19 protein-coding genes are annotated in these 21,891 nt (G+C 52.3%); 16 read left to right on the plus strand and 3 right to left on the minus strand.

From position 1 onward, the window contains the following. Positions 1-248: 248 nt before the first annotated feature. Entirely contained in the window at positions 249-728 is a 480-nt protein-coding gene (gene tadA / locus H8J70_RS09875) for a tRNA adenosine(34) deaminase TadA (RefSeq protein ID WP_186504032.1), read from the minus strand. Between the two features lie 101 nt (positions 729-829). Here tadA and H8J70_RS09880 point away from each other — a divergent pair, with 101 nt between their 5' ends. From H8J70_RS09880 to H8J70_RS09910, 7 genes are all read left to right on the plus strand, one after another. Continuing rightward, a complete protein-coding gene (locus H8J70_RS09880) occupies positions 830-1,501 on the plus strand; it encodes a trimeric intracellular cation channel family protein (protein ID WP_186504034.1) in 672 nt (223 codons plus the stop codon). A gap of 76 nt (positions 1,502-1,577) precedes the next feature. Next, a complete protein-coding gene (locus tag H8J70_RS09885) occupies positions 1,578-1,910 on the plus strand; it encodes a cupin domain-containing protein (protein WP_186504036.1) in 333 nt (110 codons plus the stop codon). A 187-nt stretch (positions 1,911-2,097) separates the two neighbouring features. After that, positions 2,098-3,894 carry a DUF4127 family protein gene (locus tag H8J70_RS09890; protein WP_222433672.1) on the plus strand — a complete coding sequence of 599 codons (1,797 nt, stop codon included), beginning with the start codon at positions 2,098-2,100 and terminating at the stop codon, positions 3,892-3,894. A 206-nt stretch (positions 3,895-4,100) separates the two neighbouring features. Further along, positions 4,101-4,631 carry an ECF transporter S component gene (locus H8J70_RS09895; RefSeq protein WP_222433669.1) on the plus strand — a complete coding sequence of 177 codons (531 nt, stop codon included), beginning with the start codon at positions 4,101-4,103 and terminating at the stop codon, positions 4,629-4,631. Between the two features lie 29 nt (positions 4,632-4,660). Next, positions 4,661-5,488 carry a pyridoxamine kinase gene (locus H8J70_RS09900; RefSeq protein WP_186504040.1) on the plus strand — a complete coding sequence of 276 codons (828 nt, stop codon included), beginning with the start codon at positions 4,661-4,663 and terminating at the stop codon, positions 5,486-5,488. 12 nt (positions 5,489-5,500) lie between these two features. Continuing rightward, positions 5,501-6,160, plus strand: coding sequence for a TatD family nuclease-associated radical SAM protein (locus tag H8J70_RS09905; protein WP_186504044.1), 660 nt, complete (start codon positions 5,501-5,503; stop codon positions 6,158-6,160). 411 nt (positions 6,161-6,571) lie between these two features. Beyond that, positions 6,572-7,258: a hypothetical protein gene (locus H8J70_RS09910; RefSeq protein ID WP_186504045.1), complete on the plus strand. Its 687-nt coding sequence runs from the start codon at positions 6,572-6,574 to the stop codon at positions 7,256-7,258. A 483-nt stretch (positions 7,259-7,741) separates the two neighbouring features. Here the strand turns inward: H8J70_RS09910 and H8J70_RS09915 are convergent, their stop codons facing one another. Both H8J70_RS09915 and H8J70_RS09920 read right to left on the minus strand, forming a co-directional pair. Beyond that, a complete protein-coding gene (locus H8J70_RS09915) occupies positions 7,742-9,313 on the minus strand; it encodes an SEL1-like repeat protein (RefSeq protein WP_186504046.1) in 1,572 nt (523 codons plus the stop codon). 8 nt (positions 9,314-9,321) lie between these two features. Continuing rightward, positions 9,322-9,654, minus strand: coding sequence for a hypothetical protein (locus H8J70_RS09920; RefSeq protein ID WP_186504047.1), 333 nt, complete (start codon positions 9,652-9,654; stop codon positions 9,322-9,324). Positions 9,655-9,876: 222 nt separating this feature from the next. Here H8J70_RS09920 and mltG point away from each other — a divergent pair, with 222 nt between their 5' ends. The 9 genes from mltG (at position 9,877) to glgA (ending at position 21,869) form a co-directional block, all read left to right on the plus strand. Then, a complete protein-coding gene (gene mltG, locus H8J70_RS09925; RefSeq protein ID WP_246415339.1) occupies positions 9,877-10,980 on the plus strand; it encodes an endolytic transglycosylase MltG in 1,104 nt (367 codons plus the stop codon). Then, positions 10,977-11,570, plus strand: a complete 594-nt coding sequence (locus tag H8J70_RS09930; RefSeq protein WP_343068710.1) for an O-methyltransferase — start codon at positions 10,977-10,979, stop codon at positions 11,568-11,570. The genes mltG and H8J70_RS09930 overlap by 4 nt, the downstream gene beginning before the upstream one ends. A gap of 15 nt (positions 11,571-11,585) precedes the next feature. After that, positions 11,586-12,809, plus strand: coding sequence for a peptidase U32 family protein (locus H8J70_RS09935; RefSeq protein WP_222433673.1), 1,224 nt, complete (start codon positions 11,586-11,588; stop codon positions 12,807-12,809). Then, positions 12,802-13,050 carry a DUF4911 domain-containing protein gene (locus tag H8J70_RS09940; protein ID WP_186504049.1) on the plus strand — a complete coding sequence of 83 codons (249 nt, stop codon included), beginning with the start codon at positions 12,802-12,804 and terminating at the stop codon, positions 13,048-13,050. Before H8J70_RS09935 ends, H8J70_RS09940 begins: the two co-directional genes overlap by 8 nt. A gap of 545 nt (positions 13,051-13,595) precedes the next feature. Further along, positions 13,596-14,762, plus strand: a complete 1,167-nt coding sequence (locus tag H8J70_RS09945) for a glucose-1-phosphate adenylyltransferase (RefSeq protein ID WP_186504050.1) — start codon at positions 13,596-13,598, stop codon at positions 14,760-14,762. A gap of 2 nt (positions 14,763-14,764) precedes the next feature. After that, complete coding sequence (gene glgD, locus H8J70_RS09950) at positions 14,765-15,877, plus strand: glucose-1-phosphate adenylyltransferase subunit GlgD (RefSeq protein WP_288201323.1); 1,113 nt, start codon at positions 14,765-14,767, stop codon at positions 15,875-15,877. Positions 15,878-15,895: 18 nt separating this feature from the next. Then, positions 15,896-18,328 (plus strand): glycogen/starch/alpha-glucan family phosphorylase, encoded by a 2,433-nt coding sequence (locus tag H8J70_RS09955; RefSeq protein ID WP_186504051.1) that lies wholly within the window; start codon positions 15,896-15,898, stop codon positions 18,326-18,328. A gap of 23 nt (positions 18,329-18,351) precedes the next feature. Continuing rightward, the gene (glgB, locus tag H8J70_RS09960; RefSeq protein WP_246415340.1) at positions 18,352-20,430 is read left to right on the plus strand and encodes a 1,4-alpha-glucan branching protein GlgB; all 2,079 of its coding nucleotides are present in this window, start codon (positions 18,352-18,354) and stop codon (positions 20,428-20,430) included. Further along, the gene (gene glgA / locus H8J70_RS09965) at positions 20,430-21,869 is read left to right on the plus strand and encodes a glycogen synthase GlgA (RefSeq protein WP_186504057.1); all 1,440 of its coding nucleotides are present in this window, start codon (positions 20,430-20,432) and stop codon (positions 21,867-21,869) included. Before glgB ends, glgA begins: the two co-directional genes overlap by 1 nt. The last annotated feature ends 22 nt before the right edge of the window (positions 21,870-21,891 follow it).

Raw genomic sequence — 21,891 nt, forward strand, 5'->3', positions numbered from 1 at the left:
TACTTCTCCAAGTTGATTCCCTCCATGAATCTGTTGAAAACCAACACCGGATCGCAAATATCCAGAAAATCTGAAATATATAGTGGCAAAATTGCCTGTTTTGGTTTAGAATAATTAGTGGTTGAATTTTTCATTGGTTATGTAAATTTTACCACAAAAGGAGGTCCGCTGACTCGAAAGAGTCGGTGGACCTCCTTTGTTATTTGGGTCCGTGTTATTTCACAGCCCCTTTTTGTATCCTCAGCGTGTTATTCTGTTTTTTGCGTTTCCTTTGCCTTTTGCCGCCGGGCGCGGAAGAAATCCTTCATGAGCTGGGCACATTCGTCTTCCCGGACACCGGCTGTGATTTCAACCTGGTGGTTGAGAGCCGGGTTATCGAGCAGATGAAAGAGCGACCGCGCTGCACCGGCCTTGGGGTCGTCACAGCCGTAGACCACGCGGTCCAGGCGGCTGTTGATGATGGCGCCGGCACACATGGGGCACGGTTCGACTGTCACGTAGAGCGTACAGCCTGTGAGGCGCCAGCGGCCTAAGGCACGGCAGGCTTTTTCGATGGCCAGAAGCTCTGCATGAGCCGTAGCGCAGGGCAGGCTTTCGCGCAGGTTATACGCCCGGGCAATGGCTTTTTTTTCATAAATAATGACGGCGCCGATAGGGATTTCTCCCACGACGTAGGCCGTACGTGCTTCTTCCAGGGCTTTGCCCATGTAAAATTCGTCTTTAGTCACAACAGTTCACCTGATTTGAAAAATTAATCTTGCTTGTTCTAGCATTTCGTGATACCGTAATGCCAGGAGTGTTCTACTATTGTACAGGACGGTGTGAAATTATGCAATCTATTTGGTGGCAGGTTTTCGATATTCTCGGTACCCTGGCCTTCGCCCTTTCGGGCTCACTCGTAGCCATTTCCCGCCGCATGGACGTCTTTGGCATTTTCGTCCTCGCCGCGGCGACGGCCGTTGGCGGTGGTATTGTCCGCGATCTCATTTTGGGACACATGCCGCCGACCTTTTTCAAAAACAGCATGTACTTTTGGCTCATCATACTCACTATGGTCATACTCATTGTTTTCTTGCGCTATATTAATACCCACCTGCGCCATCGTCTCATGCGCGTATCTGTGACTATTTACCTGATCTGTGACGCCATCGGCCTTGGCTCCTTTACCATTACAGGCACCCTTCTGGGCTGCTACGTCTATCCCCAGTACTGGGTGCTGTGCATCTTCCTCGGCCTCATTACAGCCGTTGGTGGCGGCATTATCCGCGACGTCCTGGCTGGCCGCATTCCTGCGACCTTCATGCAGGATATTTACGCCACAGCGTCCCTCATTGGCGCCCTCGTCTTATACGCCAGCTATGTTCTTTGGGACGTATCCATCGAAGTTTCAGCCATTAGCTGTTTTATCGTTACCGTTGGCATCCGTCTCCTGGCCATCCGCTGTCACTGGAATCTGCCACGGGTCAAACATTACCGGCGCCGTCAGAAAAGCCGCGTCTAACCATGTGCATCAGCCCTAAGGGGCGTGCGATATATATACTATTTCCGGCCCAGCCGGAATTTGAGGGGGTCATATCATGGAACATTTTGCCAATTGGCAAGACCTGCCGGAAGAAGCCTTAGGCTCGGCAGAACGAAAATTATTTTACGGTGAAAAAATTATGCTCGTCCGCAACAATCTCCATCCTCATGCAGGAATTCCCAGCCATGCCCATCCGCATGAACAACTCCTGCACGTCTTAGCCGGTGCCTGTGACGTCACCATAGGCGACAAGACAGAACACCTGACAGCCGGCGGTGTAGCCTGGGTTCCGTCTAACGTACCTCACGCCGTCGTCAATACAGAAGACACGCCATCCATTGTCGTCGATATTTTCAGCCCCATTCGGGAAGATTTTTTGAAAAAATAAGAGTGAAAACGGCAGCCTCTTTCCTGGCACTGGGAAGGGGCTGTTTTTCATAATGGCCTTTATAACTCCTTCTGTTTGCGTCAAGCCCTTGCCTTTGGTATAATGAAATGATGATTTTATATAGGGGGGATTGATTGATGTGAGTTTCTTTCGTAAGGCCTTGGGGGCTGCTGTCATTGCTGTGCTCATGTGCACAGGCCAGGCAGCTCTGGCAAAAACGATTTTGTATGTACCACAGGATAATCGTCCTGTTGATTTTGCTTATACAGTGAGTACGGCTGAGGACGCAGGCTATACGGTGATTACGCCGCCGTCGCGGTATTTGTCGGGCTCGAATTTCCAGGGTTCGCCGACGCAGCTCATGGAGTGGGTAGAACAGAATGCCGGCCATGCTGATGCCATGGTCCTTTCTATTGATTCCCTCGTATACGGCGGTCTCGTCGATTCGCGTAAGCACAATTTGAGCCTCGAAATGTTGGAAAACCGTCTGGCCAAGGTGGAAGCCTTGCACGGCAAGTACGGCCACGTGCCCATTTATGTCTTCAGCACGGTCATGCGCAGTCCCTGGGCCGGTGGCAAGGGCGTCGAACCGGATTACTATCTGCAAATCGGCAGTGATATTTACCAGCTCGCGTCTCTGCAGGCGAAGATGGATGAAAGCGGCCTGACGCCTCAGGAACGAAATGATTGGTTCAGCATTATGCGCCGCGTGCCACAGGAATATCTGCAGGATTGGTTTAGCCGGCGCCGCAAAAACATGACTATTAATTACCGGCTCATCGAAGATGCCAGGAACGGCGTCTTTTCCTATTATTGCCTTGGTCACGATGACAATTCGACGCGGACCCAGTCGTCCCTGGAATCGAAGTATTTGGAAATGCACGCCGCCGATATTCCTAAGGAACATTTCGGCTCCTTCCCCGGTGCCGACCAGCTGGGCCTGCTCCTCATTACGCGGGCCAACAATGATTTCAACAATTACCACCCCAAAGTGACGGTTATTTATCCCTTAGGTGGCGGCGAAAAGACCGTACCCCGCTACGATGGCCAGGCCATTGGCAAGACCATTAAGGAACATGTCGAAGCTATTGGCGGTACCATTACGGATCAGGGCAAACCGGATTTGCTTCTGGCCGTGAATACGCCGCTTACGACGTCGACGACGGAATCGGGCAATTTCGAAAACTTCCCGATTATGCTCGATTCGACGAAGGCCTTTTTGACACAGATTGAAAAGGCCGTCAATTTGGGCATTCCTGTCAGCCTCGTCGATATGGCCTTTTCTAACGGCTCGGACAATACCCTCATCTACGGTCTCTATCAGGACCAGATGATGTACCGTCTGGCTGCTTATAACGGCTGGAATACGGCGAGCAACTCCGTCGGCTATGGTATTTCCCAAGGCATTTTGGCGCGCTATATGACGCCTGAAGCCCACGCCCGCATGCTGACGACGCAGTATCTCGATAACTGGGCTTACCAGGCCAACGTGCGCGAATACATATACCGCATGCAGCAGAAAATCGAAGCAGACCAGGAACAGCGCTACTATCCGACAATCATGCGGGAATTACAGAGCCGTACGAAAGAACAGCTCCAGCGTTACGCCCAGACCTATTTAGGCATCGATCCGCGCACGGTCAATGTGACCTTCCCGTGGAATCGTCTCTTTGAAGTCTATGTCGATGTCCACGCCCAGCCGGATGTTACCCTCGAAAGCGACGTCCGCCAGGGAATGCGCCAGCAGCGTCTTGACGCGCTTCAAGCCCAGCAGCAGGCAGCCCAGAAGGCACTGGAAGATGCCCAGAAAGCGGCAGCCCAGAATAAGGACAAGAACGCCAAAATTGACCCGCAGCTGCAGGAAAACCTGAAAAATGCCGAAGCCGCTGCACGGGAACAATACGAAGCAGAAGTAAAATCACAAAAACTGGAAAAAGCAGAAGAACAGGCCCAGAGCAGCCGTACGTGGCAGCCAGCCAACTAATCTGTCCTCCTTCCGGACATAGAAAATGTAAAAAAGGCAGATCTGACAACAGCGTCAGACCTGCCTTTTTTGCTGTGTTCCTGTAGACGAGGACAGTTTTTTCTTTAATCTGTCCCATTTACAATAGCTGTTTTATGTAATAGAATAGAGGACAAATGATGCGCGCAATAGTTTTTTGCTATGAAATGGTGAAAGGAGGATTTCCTGTGTTTCCAGTATGTCCCAGCCCGGATGCGACGACAAACCGTACGCGCCGCCTGTGCCTGGCTGCCCTTTTGGCAGCGTTAGTCTTTGTCCTGACGTATGTGCCCAAAATACCTATTCCTGTGGGCTATGTCCACCTGGGCGATAGCGTTATTTACGTTGGTGCCCTGGTATTCGCCCGTCGTGATGCGGCCCTGGCGGCATCCATCGGTTCGTGCCTGGCTGATTTCCTCGGCGGTTTTCCCTTGTGGATCGTACCGACGTTTTTGATTAAATACGTCATGGTTTGGGTCGTCTGGCTGCTGACCCATTCCCGCGGCGGCGCCAGACGCGTACCCCTTTGGCAAAGCACGCTGGCCTTTCTCGCGTCCTCCCTGTGGATGGCCGCCGCCTATGGTGCCTGTGGGGCTCTACTTTACGGCAGTGTTGCTGTCGGCATTGCTTCCTTACCGGGACTGATCCTGGAAGGACTGGTCAATACACTCGTAGCGGTAGTTGCCGTCATGGCAGGAAAAAAATGGCACGTCCTCTAGACGGAGCCAAAGAATAGAGGCATAATATAATGAGCAGACAAAAACGGATTGCTATTATCAATGACATAACAGGGTTTGGCCGCTGTTCGACAGCTGTAGAGCTGCCCCTCATTTCGGCCCTCAAGGTGCAGGCCTGTCCGCTACCGACGGCTATCTTGTCGGTCCATACAGGCTTTCCCAATTATTATTTGCACGATTTCACGCCCTACATGAAAGACTACATGGACAGCTGGGCTCGTACAGGCCTTGCGTTCGACGGTATCCTGACGGGCTTTCTCAGCTCGCCGGCCCAGATCGGTTTGATCAGCCAGTGCATCAAGCTGTTTAAAAAGCCTGGCACACTGGTCATTGTCGATCCCGTCATGGGGGATTATGGCCGTTTGTATGCCTCGTATACAGATGAGCTCTACCGCGATATGTGCCAGCTCCTGGAACATGCCGACGTCATTACACCCAATTTGACCGAAGCGTGCCAGCTCTTGCGCATTCCCTATCCGGCCGGCGGTCAGGCTGATGCGGAAATGCTGGAACATATTGCCGCCGACCTAGCCGCCTTAGGACCGCGGCAGGTCGTCATAACGGGTCTTTCCCGAAATCAGGAAGTAGGCAATTACCTGTACGAACGGGGCCGGCATCCGCAGTACCTGGCCAGCCCTAAAGTAGGCCATGACCGGTCCGGTACAGGTGATGTCTTTGCGGCCATCGTCGCAGCCAGCCTCGTCCGTGGCGAAAGCCTCTACGACGCCGTCTACAAGGCTGTTACATTTATTCACCGCACGCTGGAGTATACAGAAAGCCTGGGCCTGCCTACCAATTACGGCCTGGCTTTTGAAGAATTTTTAACTGAACTGAAGTAGGAGGCAAGACACATGATCACCTATACGTATGACAAAGGACATTATATTACGATGGCAGAAAGCCTGGCTAAGCAGCCCAAAGGGAAACGGGCCTTGTATGTGAATCTCACCAACCGCTGTACCTGTGCCTGTACCTTCTGTCTGCGCAACCTGAAGGAAACGGCAGAGGATAAGGAACTGTGGCTCAAAGAAGAACCGACTGTAGAAGAGGTCATTCAGGAACTGAACGACCAGCCGTGGCAGTACATTAACGAAGTCGTCTTCTGTGGCTTTGGCGAACCGACTATGCGCCTGACAGATCTCGTTACACTCTTGCGCTACGTGCGCCGTAATTTCCCGAACGCCAAGACGCGGGTCAATACGAACGGCCTGTCAGATTTGGAATACGGCCGCGATACGGCAGCCGATTTCCACGGTGCCATTCTCGATACAGTTTCCATCAGTCTCAACGCCTCTAACGCCCAGCGCTACCTTGATTTGACGCGCAGTAAATTCGGCCTTAAATCCTTCGATGCCATGCTGGCCTTTGCAGAGCATTGCAAGCAATACGTACCGAATGTAGTCATGACCGTCGTCGACCAGGTAGAAGACCAGGAAGAAATCAAGAAATGCCGCAAACTCTGTAAAGAACGGGGCCTCACCTTGCGCGTACGCGTGTATGAAGCCAATTAGCAGTTATGTTTTCTTGTGAAGAAAATCGATACAAAAAGGAAAGAAGTGTGACGTTTCTAATACTTCGTCGGGAGAGATATTGCGTTTTATCAATCTTTGAGCTACGTGCCCAGTCCAACGGATTGCATCAATAGCGACTACTACTCGTATATCCTCGATATGCATAGAGCTTCCGCTCTGAGAGAAACACATCGAATGACTATTTTAATTATTCACCAATTTGTCTGAAAATGCCGACAAAACGTGTTGTCCTTGAATAGTTTTCAAATATAGTGCTAGTAGTCATAAAACTGAACAAGATTTGTAACGGTGGCGTCATGGAATTGTAACAATGGCTTGCTATACTTACAGCATCAACAAAATTAAAAGCACCTCACAAGGGAGCAAGCCAACTGTTAAGGAGTGATTCTTATGACAAAGAATATGCAAAACTGGAAATATACATGGAAAAAACGCACGACTGCCGTCCTCTTAGCCGGCACAGCTGCCGTTATCTTCGCCGCCTCGCCGTACATTCCCGTCCAGGCCGCTGACGCTGCAACGGGCGCTACGACCAACCAGACGACAGTGCAGCAACACATGAAACGCCATCCTGGCGATATGCGCAACGGCCGCATTGAACAGATGGTCAGTGAAAACAAGATTACCCAGGAACAGGCAGACAAACTGAAAGACGCCATGAAAGAATTCCGGGGCAAACAAGCAAAAGAACGCCTGGAATTCATGAAGAACCTGCCCAAGAAGACGGGCATTCCTGAAGCCACACTGCAGCAAATCTTCACCCTGCCGCCGCGTATGGGTGGTCCCCGTATGAACCCGCAACAGCATATGCAGCAGCTCGTTCAGAACGGCAGCATTACCCAGCAGGAAGCAACTGCGCTGGAAACATTCTTCAAAAACCATCGTCCTGACGGCGACAACCAGACAGACGTCATGAAAAAACACACTGGCGAACGTCCGGACCGGCAGCAACTCTTGAAAGAAATGTCTGAAGAAACAGGCATCTCGACAGACCGTCTCCAGGAAATCATGAAACTGGCTCATCCCCAGGGCCAGCCGCCTATGGGCCAGCCGCCTGTAGCAGATAGCCAGCAGTAATAGACACACAATCTCCTTTCTCACCCAAGAAATGCTAATAGTATAACACATCAGAAAGAGCCGGCAATGCCCTCCCCAAGCGTTGCCGGCTCTTTCTGGTTCAGATAAAATGTATACGTTCGTATAATGGTAGATTGCATTCCGCCCTGCTATAATCATCATAAGAGGCGTGTGGAAAAGGTACCTTACATCGGCACTCCTGTAGTGTCAGCCTGCCCTTTTCCCGTATACAGGCACTTCCCCATATGGTAGTTCCCACTTTTCCACATGTAAATACCCCTCTTTCTTTCTCACCTTTGGCAACAGGCATTTCTCACTATCCCGGAGAAGTGCCTGTTTCCTGTATCTCGTATTCGCAGTAGCTGCGGTAATAGAAATAAATAAAAAACACGGTATGCCCCGGGCACACCGTGTTTTTTTTGAAACTAATATCGCTATTCAGCGTATGGGAAGCTGCAAACCTGATGACTGCCAGCGTGGCTATTATACGGGCGCTGTCATCTGTACAGCCGACGCCGTCAGTCCCGCCAGGGCTTCTTTAGCCGGTGCATAGCCAGCAGCGGCTGCCTTCGTGAGCAGTTCCTTCGCTTTGGCTACATCCTGTGTTGTTCCTTTGCCATCTGCATAGAGCACAGCGGCAGCCGTCATGGCCGGCGCTGCGATGATGTCGCCGCGCTGGGCAGCCTGATTATAATACTGCAGAGCCTTTTTATAGCTCTGTCCTACACCCTGGCCCTGTTCGTACAGCTGGCCCAGGAGATAGGTACCTGTAATATCACCGGCCTTAGCTGCCTTTTTGTACCATTTTGCCGCTTCTTTGTAGCTCTGTGCAGTGCCACGGCCGTTGGCATAGGCGAGGCCAATCCAGCGGGCTGCCTTGAAGTGGCCCAATTTGTCGGCTTCGCGGAAGTAGGCGAGAGCCTTCGTATCAGCTGCAGGTGTGTTCAGCTTTTCGTAGCGCAAGCCTTGATCGAGGACGTAGCCGGCGATTTGCCGTTTTTCCTCAAGAGGCAGGCCATCCGTGTTAAAGGAAACGGGCGTACCGTTCAGGGTCTGCAGATAAATCCAGTCGCGAATACCTTCGATATTGTAGGCAATGGTCCACGTGTACATGTGATTGCCATCCTTGAAGAACGTGTAATTGATGTTGGCATCCTGTCGTTCTACATCCTGTACGAGATGGGAAAATTCCGATGCCGTCGCATGGCTGTTCCAAAGCGGTGCCGTAGCTACCTTAGCACCTAAGGCTTCCCATTTCTTAACGGCGTCGTTCATACCGGGATAGGCCTTCGTGTCACCTTCGCTGACAAGGATCCAAAGGTTTTTATCTTTGAGGACTTTCATTTCGTCTGTATTCCATTGGCAGGCTACGAGGTACTGGGCAGCGAAGAGGTCCGGATATTTATCGCTAATGGCGATGTTGGCCATACCGCCTTGGGACTGGCCTGTACCGTAAATGCGGTTCTTGTCGACGCTGTACGTATCCGTCACGTGCTTGATCAAATTTGATACGAGCGTCAGGCCCGGCGTCCACACGTTATCGTCTGTCGTCATCATGCCGAGGGAATTGACGAGGCTTTGGGGATACTGGACAGCCAGGATGATGGACGGATGCTTTTTCTGTTCCTCCGGCTCAGCCCAAACGGTAGCACCGTTCCCCTGGACGAGGGTGATCTTTGGGTTGTCGATATTCGTACTGGCATCGGGAATAAAAACCATGAGCGGGTACGACTTCTTTGGCGTATAGCCCTCAGGCAAATAGAGATAATAAGGGATAGTAGCGCCCGTTTCAGCATCTGTGTACGTATATTCTGTAAAGCCCTTAATATCCGGTTCTAATAAGGCTGTCGTTGTCAGGGCTTTGTCAGAGGGTGCAAAATAAGCTCCGTCCGCACGGGCAATGGGATTGACCTGTTGTACCGTGACGTTCAGGTCCGGCATAGTACGGTCGCTATGACTTGGCGCATCGCCTGCCTTGCCACCGTCTGCATGGGCATGGGCTGCCTGGCTTTGTGCGCTAAAGGGCTGATCCGATTGCGGATTTGTATTGACCAAATCGAGGATTACATAGGGCCCGGCTTTTTTTCCTCGCCCGGATAAGCCGTATCGGACGCATAGGCCTTACTGATAGTCTTGCCAGTGACGACAAAATCTGCCGGCGATAGAGAAGAAGAAAGAACGGGCGCTGTATAATGGAGCACTACGGCGGCAACGTTTTCGCCAAAACCGTAATTATGGGCTACAGACGTAACGGATGTGATAGTTCCCTGTGTCTGTTCCTGTACCTGTTGTAGCGGCGCAGGTCCAGCCAGTGTCGCAGCCGGCGTAGCGGCACAAGCCGTGGCCGTAGCCAGGCAAAAGGCGCAAAGAAGAGCTGCTGTGTGACGATATTGCATGAATAAGACTCCTCTCAAGCAAAATGCTATATATTATAATGTATTATATTATGCTTTTAGTATAAAAGAAAAAAGAAAAGCACACAAGGAAAATAGCAAAACTGTGCTCAAACTGTGAAAAATACCTGTCCAGACGGCCCTGTGTAGACGCCAGGCCCCATAAAATACAGCTTTTCTCGCTCTATCTTGCCAAGCACTTTTTATCTGCTGTATAATATACGGATGGAAAAAAATAAACTCACCCAAGAAATCAAAGAAATAGAAGAAAAGGTCGAAGAGACGACAGTCAGCGAAGCCCACAGCCTCGGCAAGCGTGTCCAAGCTATGGGGCGTAAAAAATTACTGGCCCGTGGTGCAGCCTGTCTCGCCGTCCTGGCTGTTGCCGGTTCTCTCGCCGGGTACTACGTGCCTAATTACTTCCTGCCCGATACGAGTGCGTACGTCCACGTCCGCGACAACATGACGGCGTCGGATATTGCCGACCAGCTTACCGACGATGGCCTCATTACGCATCCCCTGTGGTTCCGCCTGGTCACGACCCTGAGCGGCCAGGCCAGCGAGCTGAAGCAAGGCGAGTACACCATTGATTCGCGCATGAGCCTCCACGAAATCCTGGCCAAGCTCACGAGCGGTGAATCAGAAGCGGCGCGCCTCGTCGTGCCCGAAGGCTACACGGTCCGCCAGACGGCCCAGGCCTTAGCCAAGCTGGGCATCGTTTCGGAAGAGGATTTCCTGAAAGCTGCCAACGACCAAAGCCTCTTGTATCCGTATATGAAGGGCAACCGCAAGGTGACCTTCGTCACAGAGGGTTTTCTCTTCCCGGATACGTATACTATTGCCAACGACGCGACGGCTGAAGACATCGTCAAGGAAATGCTGAAAAATTTCGACAAGCATTTGACGCCGGCCATGCGCCAGGAAATCGGCAAGACCAATATGTCTATTTACCAGTTCGTCACCTTGGCGTCGCTCATCGAAAAAGAAGCGAAGTATCCCGAAGACCGGCCGCTCATTGCCTCCGTCTTCCTGAACCGTCTGGCCCAGCACATGAAGCTTCAATCCGACGCCAGTATTTCCTATGCCATGGGGACTCACAAAGCGTCGTACAGCATCGATGAAACGGAATACGATTCACCCTACAATACGTATCGCTACGAAGGCCTGCCACCGGGACCTATTGGTAATCCCGGCATGGACTGCATGAAAGCCATTTTAGAAGCGCCACAGACGAAATATCTCTATTTCGTCGCCGACAAAGACGGCCACAATCACTACGCGGCAACGTACGAAGAGCATATGCAGAATGTAAAGGAATATATGCCATGATGACAGACCTGTTAGCAGAAATTAAAGAACAGGCCGAAGCAGAGAACCTGCCCATCCTGCGCGATAGCGAAGTACCCGTCCTGACAGGCATCCTGAGCCACGCCCGGCCGCAGCGGCTCTTGGAAATCGGCACCTGCGTAGGCTACTCGGCGCTCACTATGGCGCCCTTTTTGGCACCTGGCGGCACACTGACGACGATCGAAGTCGACTGCGAGCGCAGCCGCCGGGCCGCTGCCTACTTTGCACGCTCACCCTATGCGGCGCAGATTACGTCCCTTACGGGCGATGCCAATGAATGGCTCGAAACGCTTGCCGGCCCGTGGGATTTCGTCTTTATGGATGGGCCTAAAGGGCAGTACGGCCGGCAGCTCAGCCTCTTAGAGCCTAAGCTGGCTCCGGGCGCCCTGATCGTGGCGGACAACCTGCGTTACCACGACATGCTGTACATTGAAGGCACACTGCCACACAAACACCGCACAGCCATTACGCGGCTGCGCGAGTTTTTGGCGCGCCTCGATGATCCGGCCCATTACGATACGGTGTTTTTTGAAAATGGGGACGGTCTCACCGTTTCCCGTTGGAAAGGATAAGAATAGATGCAAAAAATGGAACTCCTGGCTCCGGCCGGGAATATGAATAAACTGAAAATCGCCTTCCTCTACGGCGCCGATGCCGTGTACCTGGGCGGCAAGTCCTTTGGCCTGCGCGCCTTTAGCGACAACTTCTCGCCGGAAGAAATGCGCGAAGCCGTTACGTATGCCCACAGTATTGGCAAGAAGATTCACGTAACGGTCAACATTTTCCCTCATAACGACGACCTTACAGGTTTGCCGGAATACTTGCGCTTCCTGCGCGACATTCACGTCGATGCCTTGCTCATCGCTGACCCGGGCATCTTCAATATGGCCCGCGAGCTCATACCGGAAGTGCCTATTCACATCTCCACCCAGGCCAATACGACGAACTGGTCTACTGTCGATTTCTGGCACAAATTGGGAGCCAGCCGCGTCGTCATGGCCCGCGAAGTAAGCCTCAAGGACGTTGCCGAAATCCATCGCCGCGTGCCGGACATCGAACTCGAAGGCTTCGTCCACGGCGCTATGTGCATTTCCTATTCCGGCCGCTGTCTCCTCAGTAACTACTTCACCCACGACCGCGATTCGAACCGCGGCCAGTGCGTCCAGTGCTGCCGCTTCAAATACAATATCGTCGAAGAAAAACGGCCGGGCCAGTATTTCCCTGTCGTCGAAGATGAACGGGGAACCTATATTTTTAACTCCAAGGACCTCTGTCTCCTGCCGTATTTGCCCGACCTCTACCAGGCCGGTCTTTCGAGCCTCAAGATCGAAGGCCGCATGAAGAGCATCCATTACGTCGCCACTGTCGTCAAGGTCTACCGCGAAGCCATGGATGCCTACGAACGGGATCCGCAGCATTTTCAGGTACTGCCGCGCTGGCTCACAGAACTGGAAAAGATTTCCCACCGCCCCTATACGAAAGGGTTTTCCGTTTCCCGGCCGACAGATGCGGACCAGGTCTACAGCCACTCGAGCAACACACAGACCCACGATTTCATCGGCTTCGTCCGTTCCTATGATGCAGAAAAGAAAATTGCCTGGGTAGAACAGCGCAACCACTTCCGCGTCGGCCAGACCGTCGAATTCCTGCAGCCCCATGGCCCGGTAGTAACGCAGACCCTGACGTCGCTCACAGACGAAGAGGGCAAGCCCATCGAAGCAGCCAATCATGCGCAAATGCTCGTCGGCATTGCCGTCGATACACCTTTAGAAGCGTACAGCCTCATGCGCCGTGAGGTCAGCCATGCTTGATCGCGACTGGGTCTACTTCCGCATCAATCCCCACGACATGACGTACGTCACGCGGATCCTGGAAGGCTTTGAGTACGTCGGCGTCGTCACAGCCTTAGACGGCAAAAAAGGCATCGGCTTCGTCCGCACGACACCGGACACGGCACCTATGGCCGTAGACATTTTAGGCCACTTGCCCTTTTCTGTAGACATTCTGTCGTTCGATGAAGCCATGGCAGGCAGCAACGGCGACGGCCAGTAATACAGAGGAAACTACAAACTATAGCAGCACAGCTTCTTGTCTCCTTAGGGAGATATGGAGCTGTGCTTTTTTCTTTTTTTGAACCATCTTCGTCCTTATTGTACATATGGCCCGTTTACAACAAGGACGTGCAGGTGAAAATATGTCAAAGGGCATCAATACAACAAAAAAGTATCATAACTTATAGTCATAAGTAAAAATATTTCTTTTTATAAGAAAAAAGAGAAGAGGTACTGGAATGATAACTGTTTAACGTTTTACTTATAAGTAAAGGTTTTGTCAACTACTATATATGGGATGTAAAGACAAATCATTAGGTATATTTTGTATTGCATAATGTATGATTTCAGTAAAACATTCTCTTTTGCTATTAAAAAACGTAAATAAGTAGTGTATAATATTTACATAAACGGATTGTAACTCCAATCTGCCGTAAGTTTAGTACAAGAAATGAGAGAGAGAAAAGCACACGGCCTTTGCAGTGTCCGGTATGTACCAGAGAACGGCAAAGAAATACGGGACTTTTCACAAGAGGAGGAAATGGTATGAGAAAATCGAATTGTCTGGCCATGATCCTGGCAGGCGGGAAAGGCAGCCGTCTCGGGGTCCTGACGAAAGACCAGGCCAAACCGGGCCTGCTTTTTGGCGGCAAGTACAGAATCATTGACTTTACCCTCAGCAACTGCCGGCATTCCGGTATCGGTACAGTGGGCATCCTGACGCAGTATCAGCCGCTCGAACTGAACTGGTACGTCGGTAACGGCAGCTCCTGGGACCTCGACTCCGATACGGGTGGCACCTTCGTGCTGCCGCCGTATACGAACGACGCCGGTTCCAACTGGTACCGCGGCACAGCCGATGCCATCTATCAGAATTTGAATTTCGTCGACATGATCGGTGACGACTACGTCCTGATCCTGTCAGGGGACCATATTTATTCCATGAACTATGCGAAGATGCTGGCCTTCCACAAAAAGCATGAAGCTGCCGTCACCATCGGCACGATCCGCGTGCCCTGGGACGAAGCGAGCCGTTTCGGCATCATGGTCGCCGACGACAACATGCGCATTACGAAATTCCAGGAAAAACCAAAACAACCGGAAAGCAACCTCGCTTCCATGGGTATTTATATTTTCAACCGTACGATTCTCGAAGACTATCTGAAGGCCGATGCAGCCGATGAAAATTCGGAACACGACTTTGGCAAAAACGTCATTCCAGCCATGCTCCGTGATCAGATTGCCCTCTATGCCTATCCCTTTGAAGGCTACTGGAAAGACGTAGGCACCATCGACAGCCTCTGGCAGGCCAACATGGACCTCTTAGCCGACGACCCGCCCCTCGATCTGAGCGATACAGAATGGCGCGTCTATTCGGCCAACCAGTCCATGCCGCCGCACTACATCGGTCCTAAGGGCAGCGTAACGAGCTCCCTCATTGCCGAAGGGGCAGCCATCCTCGGCCAGGTTTCAAACTCCGTCATTTTCTACGGCGTTACCGTTGAAGAAGGCGCCAAGGTCGTCGACTCGGTGGTCATGCCGGGCACGGTCATCGAAAAGAACGCCGTCGTCGACAAAGCCATTATCGGTGAAGACTGCACGGTCCACAGCAATGCTGTCGTGCACCACAAGGATGGCACTGTAGCCGTCTTTGGCCGCCATACTGAAGTGGCGCCACAAAAGAACGTCAAAGCAGCCAAAGGAGATGAGTAATCGTGAATAGTACAATTATGGGCATTATCAACCTGAAAGAAAGCGGCCCCTTAAAAGAACTCAATGAAAACCGGCCTCTCGCGACCATCCCCATTGGCGGGAAATTCCGGCTTATCGATTTTACCATGTCCAACATGGTCAATGCCGGTATCGGCAACGTCGGCCTGCTCCTGTCGGCCCAGTCCCGGTCGGTCCTCGATCACGTCCGTTCCGGTAAGGAATGGGGCCTGGCCCGCAAGCGCGACGGCCTCTTCTATTTGCCGGCTGAAGTAGAAGACATTCTTCATCCTGTAGCCGGCAACATTCAGCCCCTCTACAAAAACCTGCAGTTCGTCAAACGCGGTACGAGCCCGTACATCCTCATTTCCGATTGCGACCTCGTCCAGAATATCGACTACGATGAAGTCCTTCATTTCCACCGGCACCACAACGCCGACGTGACCATGATCTATAGCCAACAGGCTGTAGGCGGTGACAAAAGCGAAACGGTTCTGGCTGTAAACGACAACGACCGCGTGACGGGCATGAAGGAACAGATTGGCACGCTCAGCGGCGACAACGTCTACCAGCACCAGATCCTCATCGATAACCAGATTTTCCAGCACTGCGTACGCCGGGCTTTTGCCCAGGGCTATCACGACTTCGTCAGTGAGGTCCTCTTGCGCAATGTAGACCGCCTGCGCATTTTTGGCTATAATTATAAAGGGTATGCGAAACGCGTCGATTCTATCCGTTCCTATTTCGACGTCAATATGGATCTTTTGGATCTGAGTATTTGGCGTCACCTCTTTTTGCAAAACCAGCGCCACATCTACACTAAGATCAAGGATGAAGCGCCGGCCAAATACATGGAAGAATCGCGGGTTAGCAACTCCATCATTGCAAATGGCTGCGTTATTGAAGGCCGCGTAGAAAATTCTGTTCTTTTCCGTAAGGTACACGTAGGAAAGAACGCGGTCGTACGCAACAGTATTATCATGCAGCATTCAGATATCGGCGACGATGCGCACTTGGATTACGTCGTCTGCGATAAGGAAGCCGTAATCCAGCCGGAAGCTGCATTGTCTGGAACAAGAGAAAATCCTTTGTGCATCGGGAATTGTTCCGTCATCTAAAAAGGAGTTTTGACATCAGTGAATACATGGCAGGATAAGGAAGAATTCAAAAAAATATTTACCGTAAAAGCCCATATCTTGTGGGAAAAAGAGTTGCAGGACCTGACGCCAAACGAAGTCTATCAGACCGTGGCCTATATGGTCCGCGACTTGGTAAGTGAAGACTGGATCCGGACGAACCAGATCTATGCCGAAGAAAAGGCAAAACAAGTCTATTATTTTTCTATTGAATTTTTACTGGGACGCCTGCTCCAGTCCAACCTCATCGGCGTCGGCATGGAAGATGTTTGCCGTGCCGGCCTGAAGGATCTGGGCTGGGACTTGGATAAAATCATCCCGGAAGAACGGGACCCTGGTTTGGGCAACGGCGGCCTCGGCCGTCTGGCAGCCTGTTTCATCGACTCCCTGGCAGCCCTGCAGCTGCCGGGCCATGGCTGCAGCATCCGGTACCAGTACGGGCTCTTCAACCAGCGTATCATTGACGACCAGCAGGTAGAATTGCCGGATAACTGGCTCGTCAACGGCTTCCCGTGGGAAGTAAAGAAAGTCGACAAGGCCGTAAACGTGCGCTTTGGCGGCAACGCCTACATGCGTCCGGACGGCGAAGGCAACCTGGAATGTGTATACGAAAAATATTCTTCCGTCCGTGCCGTACCGTACGACGTACCGGTTATCGGCTACCACAACCATACGGTCAACACCCTGCGCCTGTGGCGGGCTGAATACTCGCGGGAAGACATGTACCGGGAACTTTCTATGGGCGACCGGCACCGCGCCTTCCGCTATAAGAACAGCGTCCAGCTCATTTCCCGTTTCCTCTATCCGGAGGACAGCACAGAAGAAGGGCGCAAACTGCGGCTCATGCAGGAATACTTCATGGTTTCCGCAGGCCTGCAGTCTATCGTCCGCTACTATAAGAAGAAAATCAAAGAAAGCATGTATGATTTCGATCATTACATTGCCCTGCACATTAACGATACCCATCCGGCCCTGATCATCCCCGAATTGATGCGGATCCTCATGGACGAAGAAGGTATGAACTGGGAAGACGCGTGGAAGGTAACGGTCCGTTCCGTAGCCTATACGAACCATACGGTCTTGCCGGAAGCCATGGAAAAATGGTCTATTCCCATGTTCAAAGAGCTCTTGCCGCGCATTTACCTCATCGTCGATGAAATCAACCGGCGCTGGCTCAAAGAGGTCCGCAAACGCTACCCGGGCAACGAAGACATGGCCCGCAATGTTGCCATCCTCTGGGATGGACAGGTCCACATGGCCCACTTGGCCGTCCTGGGCAGCCACAGCGTTAACGGCGTAGCCGAAATCCACTCGCAGATCCTGAAGGACTCGACACTCCATCAGTTCTACACGTGCTTCCCGGCCCGTTTCTCCAACAAGACCAACGGTATTTCTCATCGCCGCTGGCTCATCCAGTCGAACCCGCAGCTGGCAGACCTCCTGGATGATACGATCGGAACGGACTGGCGCCGTGATCCGCGCCGCCTCTTAGACCTCAAAGGCTATTCCAGCGACGGTTCCTTCCTGGAACAGCTGGGCCAGGTCAAGAAGACACGCAAAGAAATCATGGCTGACTATATTAAAAAGAAATACGCCATGACCGTCGATACATCGTCCATTTTTGACGTCCAGATCAAGCGTATCCACTTGTACAAACGGCAGCTGCTCAACATCCTGCACGTCATGCACTTGTATTATTTCCTGCGTGATAATCCCAAAGTCCAGATTACGCCTCGGACCTTCCTCTTTGGCGGCAAGGCCGCAGCCAGCTACGGCGAAGCAAAGCAGACCATCCGTCTGATCAACGTCGTCGCCCGCATGGTCAATACGGATCGCCGCGTGAGCAAGCAGATGCAGGTCCTGTTCCTGGAAAACTACAACGTCTCCCTGGGACAGATTCTCTTCCCGGCAGCCGACGTGAGCGAACAGATTTCTACAGCCGGCAAGGAAGCGTCCGGCACAGGCAATATGAAATTCATGATGAACGGCGCCATTACGCTGGGCACCATGGACGGGGCCAACGTCGAAATCCATCGCGAAGTAGGCGATGACAACTGTGTTATCTTTGGCCTCAGAGCCAACGAAGTCATGGATTACTACATCCACGGCGGCTATTCGGCCTGGAATATGTACGGCCAGGATGAAAACATCCGCCAGGTCATGAACAGCCTCGTCGACGGCTCCCTGGGCTATGGCGAAACCTTTGATATGCTGTACGAATCGCTCCTCGACCGGAACGACGAATACTTTGTCCTCAAGGATTTCGAACCGTACTGTAAAGCCCAGGTGGAAATTGCCAACCGTTACCACGACCGCCGTCATTGGCTCCATTCGAGTGCCATCAACATTGCCCATTCGGGCTATTTCTCCAGCGACCGGACGATCATGCAGTATGCCAACGATATCTGGCACTTGAGGAAAATGATTCACTGAGTATCACAGGGGAGGAGTCGTAATTGAAAATAAGCGCCATTGATGAATTTAGTACGTACTTGTTTCATCAGGGAACAAATTATAATGCCTATCGCATGCTGGGCGCCCACTTTACGGCGTACAAGCACCAGTCGTGCGTACGCTTTGCCGTCTGGGCACCCCATGCCCTGGCGGTGAGCGTCGTCGGCGATTTTAATAACTGGGATGCCGGTGCCAACCCCATGGAGCGGAGCAGCTCTGATGGGGAAATCTGGGTTACCCACATCCCCGGTCTCCAAGAAGGGGATATCTATAAATATGCCATTACAGGTGCCGACGGCAGTCAGATCCTAAAGAGCGATCCTTATGCGTTTAGCTCGGAAGTGCGGCCCAACACGGCATCGCGCCTGACGAAGCTCCACTATACGTGGCGGGACCGCAAATGGATGGACAGCCGCCAGGACTACGATTCGTACAGCCGGCCCATGCTGACGTATGAAGTCCATCTGGGCTCGTGGAAGCGTAATGCCGAAGGGGAGATGCTGACCTACCGGGAACTGGCAGAGCAGCTCGTAGCCTACGTCAAGGACATGCACTACACGCACATTGAGCTCATGCCCTTGTGCGAATATCCCTTTGACGGCTCCTGGGGCTACCAGGGAACGGGCTATTTCTCCGTAACCAGCCGCTACGGCTCGCCAGAGGATTTCATGTACTTCGTCGATCTGTGCCACCGCAACGACATTGGCGTCATCCTCGACTGGGTACCGGGCCATTTCTGCCGCGATGCTCACGGTTTGCGCCACTTCGATGGCCAGCCGCTCTACGAATCGGGCAACCCCATGCTGGCAGAAAACACGGAATGGGACACCATGAATTTCGACTACGGCCGCACAGAAGTGCAGTCCTTCCTCATTTCGAGTGCCCTCTTTTTCCTGACCCAGTTCCACATTGACGGTCTGCGTATCGACGCCGTATCCAACATGCTGTATCTCGACTATGGTCACAGCGATGGCCAGTGGCAGGCCAATAAATATGGCGGCCGGGAAAACCTGGAAGCCATCGATTTCCTGCGCAAGCTCAATAAAGCCGTCTTTGAAAACGTACCGCAGGCCCTCATGATTGCCGAAGAATCGTCGGCGTGGCCCCTCGTGACCAAGCCCGTCGATGTAGGCGGCCTGGGCTTTAACTACAAGTGGAACATGGGCTGGATGAACGATATGCTCCGCTATATGGCCCTGGATCCCTTGTTCCGCAAGGATAACCAGAACCTGATTACGTTCTCCCTGTGCTATGCCTTCTCGGAAAACTTTGTCCTGCCTTTGTCGCACGATGAAGTCGTACACGGCAAGCACTCGCTCCTCGATAAAATGCCCGGTGATTACTGGCAGAAATTTGCCGGCCTGCGTGCCTTCTACGGCTACTGGATGTCACACCCGGGCAAAAAACTGCTCTTTATGGGCAGTGATTACGGCCAGTTCATCGAATGGAAATACGATGACAGCCTTGATTGGCATTTGCTGGAATACGAAAAACACTTGGCCATGCACAATTACGTTCGGGAACTGAACGAATTCTACGGCAAACACCGTGAATTCTGGGAAGAAGATTGTGACTGGTCCGGCTTTTCGTGGATTAGCTGTGACGACTGCAATAACAGCGTCATTGCCTTTTACCGCAGTGGCCGCGATGGCCAGAGCATGACCGTCGTCGTTTGCAACTTTACGCCTGTCGTACGGCATGACTACCGCTTTGGTGTACCCCGTCCGGGCACGTACGTGGAAGTCCTCAATAGTGATGCCGAACAGTTTGGCGGCTCGAACGTGCTCAATGAAGGTGCCTTTACAGCCGAAGACATTGCCATGCACGGTATGGACCAGTCCCTGAGCCTGACCCTGCCGCCGTTGGCAACGATTTATTTGGAACTGAAGCCCGAAGCCGAAGCAGGCCAGGCCCTGCCGGAATTGGTGCAGTCTGTGCCGGCACGGCGCCGTCCGGCGGCTAAGAGCAGCAAGCGTACAGCAGGTACGACGAAAAAGAGCACAGCTCCTAAAAAAAGGCTAGTACAAAGAAAAGCGCTAAAAACGCCTGACTTGTTTGAGATAAAAGAGGGTGATACTTAATGGTTAACGTATTATTCGCGGCGTCGGAAGCCGTCCCTTTCATTAAGACCGGTGGTTTGGCTGACGTCATGGGCTCCTTGCCCAAAGCGTTGGCCGCACAAGGGATGGACGTCCGGCTCGTCTTGCCGAAATACAGCCAGATCAGCGAAGAATGGCAGGCCAAGATGAAGCCTGTCGTCCACGGTATGGTCAACCTGGCCTGGCGCCAGCTGTATTTTGGTGTGGAAGCCGTCGAAATCGACGGCGTAACGGTCTATTTCATTGACAATGAATGGTACTTCAAGCGCGACCGTCTCTATGGCTTTGAAGACGACGACGAACGCTTTGCCTACTTCTGCCGGGCTGTCCTGACTATGTTGCCGCAAATCGGCTTCCAGCCGGACATCATTCATTGTAATGACTGGCACACAGGCCTCATGGGTGTCTTCCTGAAAGAAGACTTTGCCCACGATCCGTTCTACCAGTATATGAAGATTATTTACACCATTCATAACCTGAAATACCAGGGGATTTATCCGCCATCCATCATGCAGGACATTATCGGCTTGCCGCAGGAACTCTTCGACAACGGCAACCTCGAATGCGATGGCTGCGTAAACTACATGAAATCCGGCATGGTCTACGCCGATTACATTACGACAGTAAGCAAGACCTACGCCCGGGAAATCATGTACCCCTACTTTGGCGAACGCCTCGATGGCTACCTGCGCGATGCCAAAGACCGCCTGACAGGGATCATCAATGGTCTCGACGAAGACGTGTACAATCCGGAAACGGATACGTTCATCAAGGCACCGTATACGGCAGCTAACTTCCCCCTTTGGAAGCACGTCAATAAAGAAGCGCTCCAGGAAGAATTGGGCCTGCCTGTAAACCGCAACGTGCCTATGATCGCCATGGTAACGCGCCTCGTTGCCGATAAAGGCCTGGACCTCGTGACCTGCATCATCGATGAACTCCTGGCAGAAGACGTACAGTTTGTCCTCGTTGGTACCGGCGATTGGGCTTATGAAGATACGTTCCGCAACCTGGCCCAGCGCTATCCGACAAAAGTCTCGGCGAACATTCTCTTTAATGAAGGCCTTGCCCATCAGGTCTACGCAGCCTCGGACATCTTCATCATGCCGTCGAGTTACGAACCGTGCGGCCTGAGCCAGCTCATTGCCCTGAAATACGGGTCCATTCCTGTCGTCCGGGAAACGGGCGGCCTGAAGGATACGGTCATTCCCTTCAACAAGTATACGAAGCAGGGCAACGGCCTGACCTTCAAGAATTTCAATGCCCATGAATTGCTCTTTACGATCAAACGGGCCTTGGGCTATTATGCCGACAGCGTCGTTTGGGAAAGTCTCGTCCGCAATGCCATGGAAAGCGATTACGGCTGGAGCCGTTCGGCCAAAGCCTACGCTGACTTGTACCAGCGCGTATTGAAGAAGTAAAACAGTCTGTCTATGACCCCTG

The sequence above is a fragment of the Megasphaera hominis genome, assembly GCF_014269395.1.
GTDB lineage: Bacteria > Bacillota > Negativicutes > Veillonellales > Megasphaeraceae > Megasphaera > Megasphaera hominis.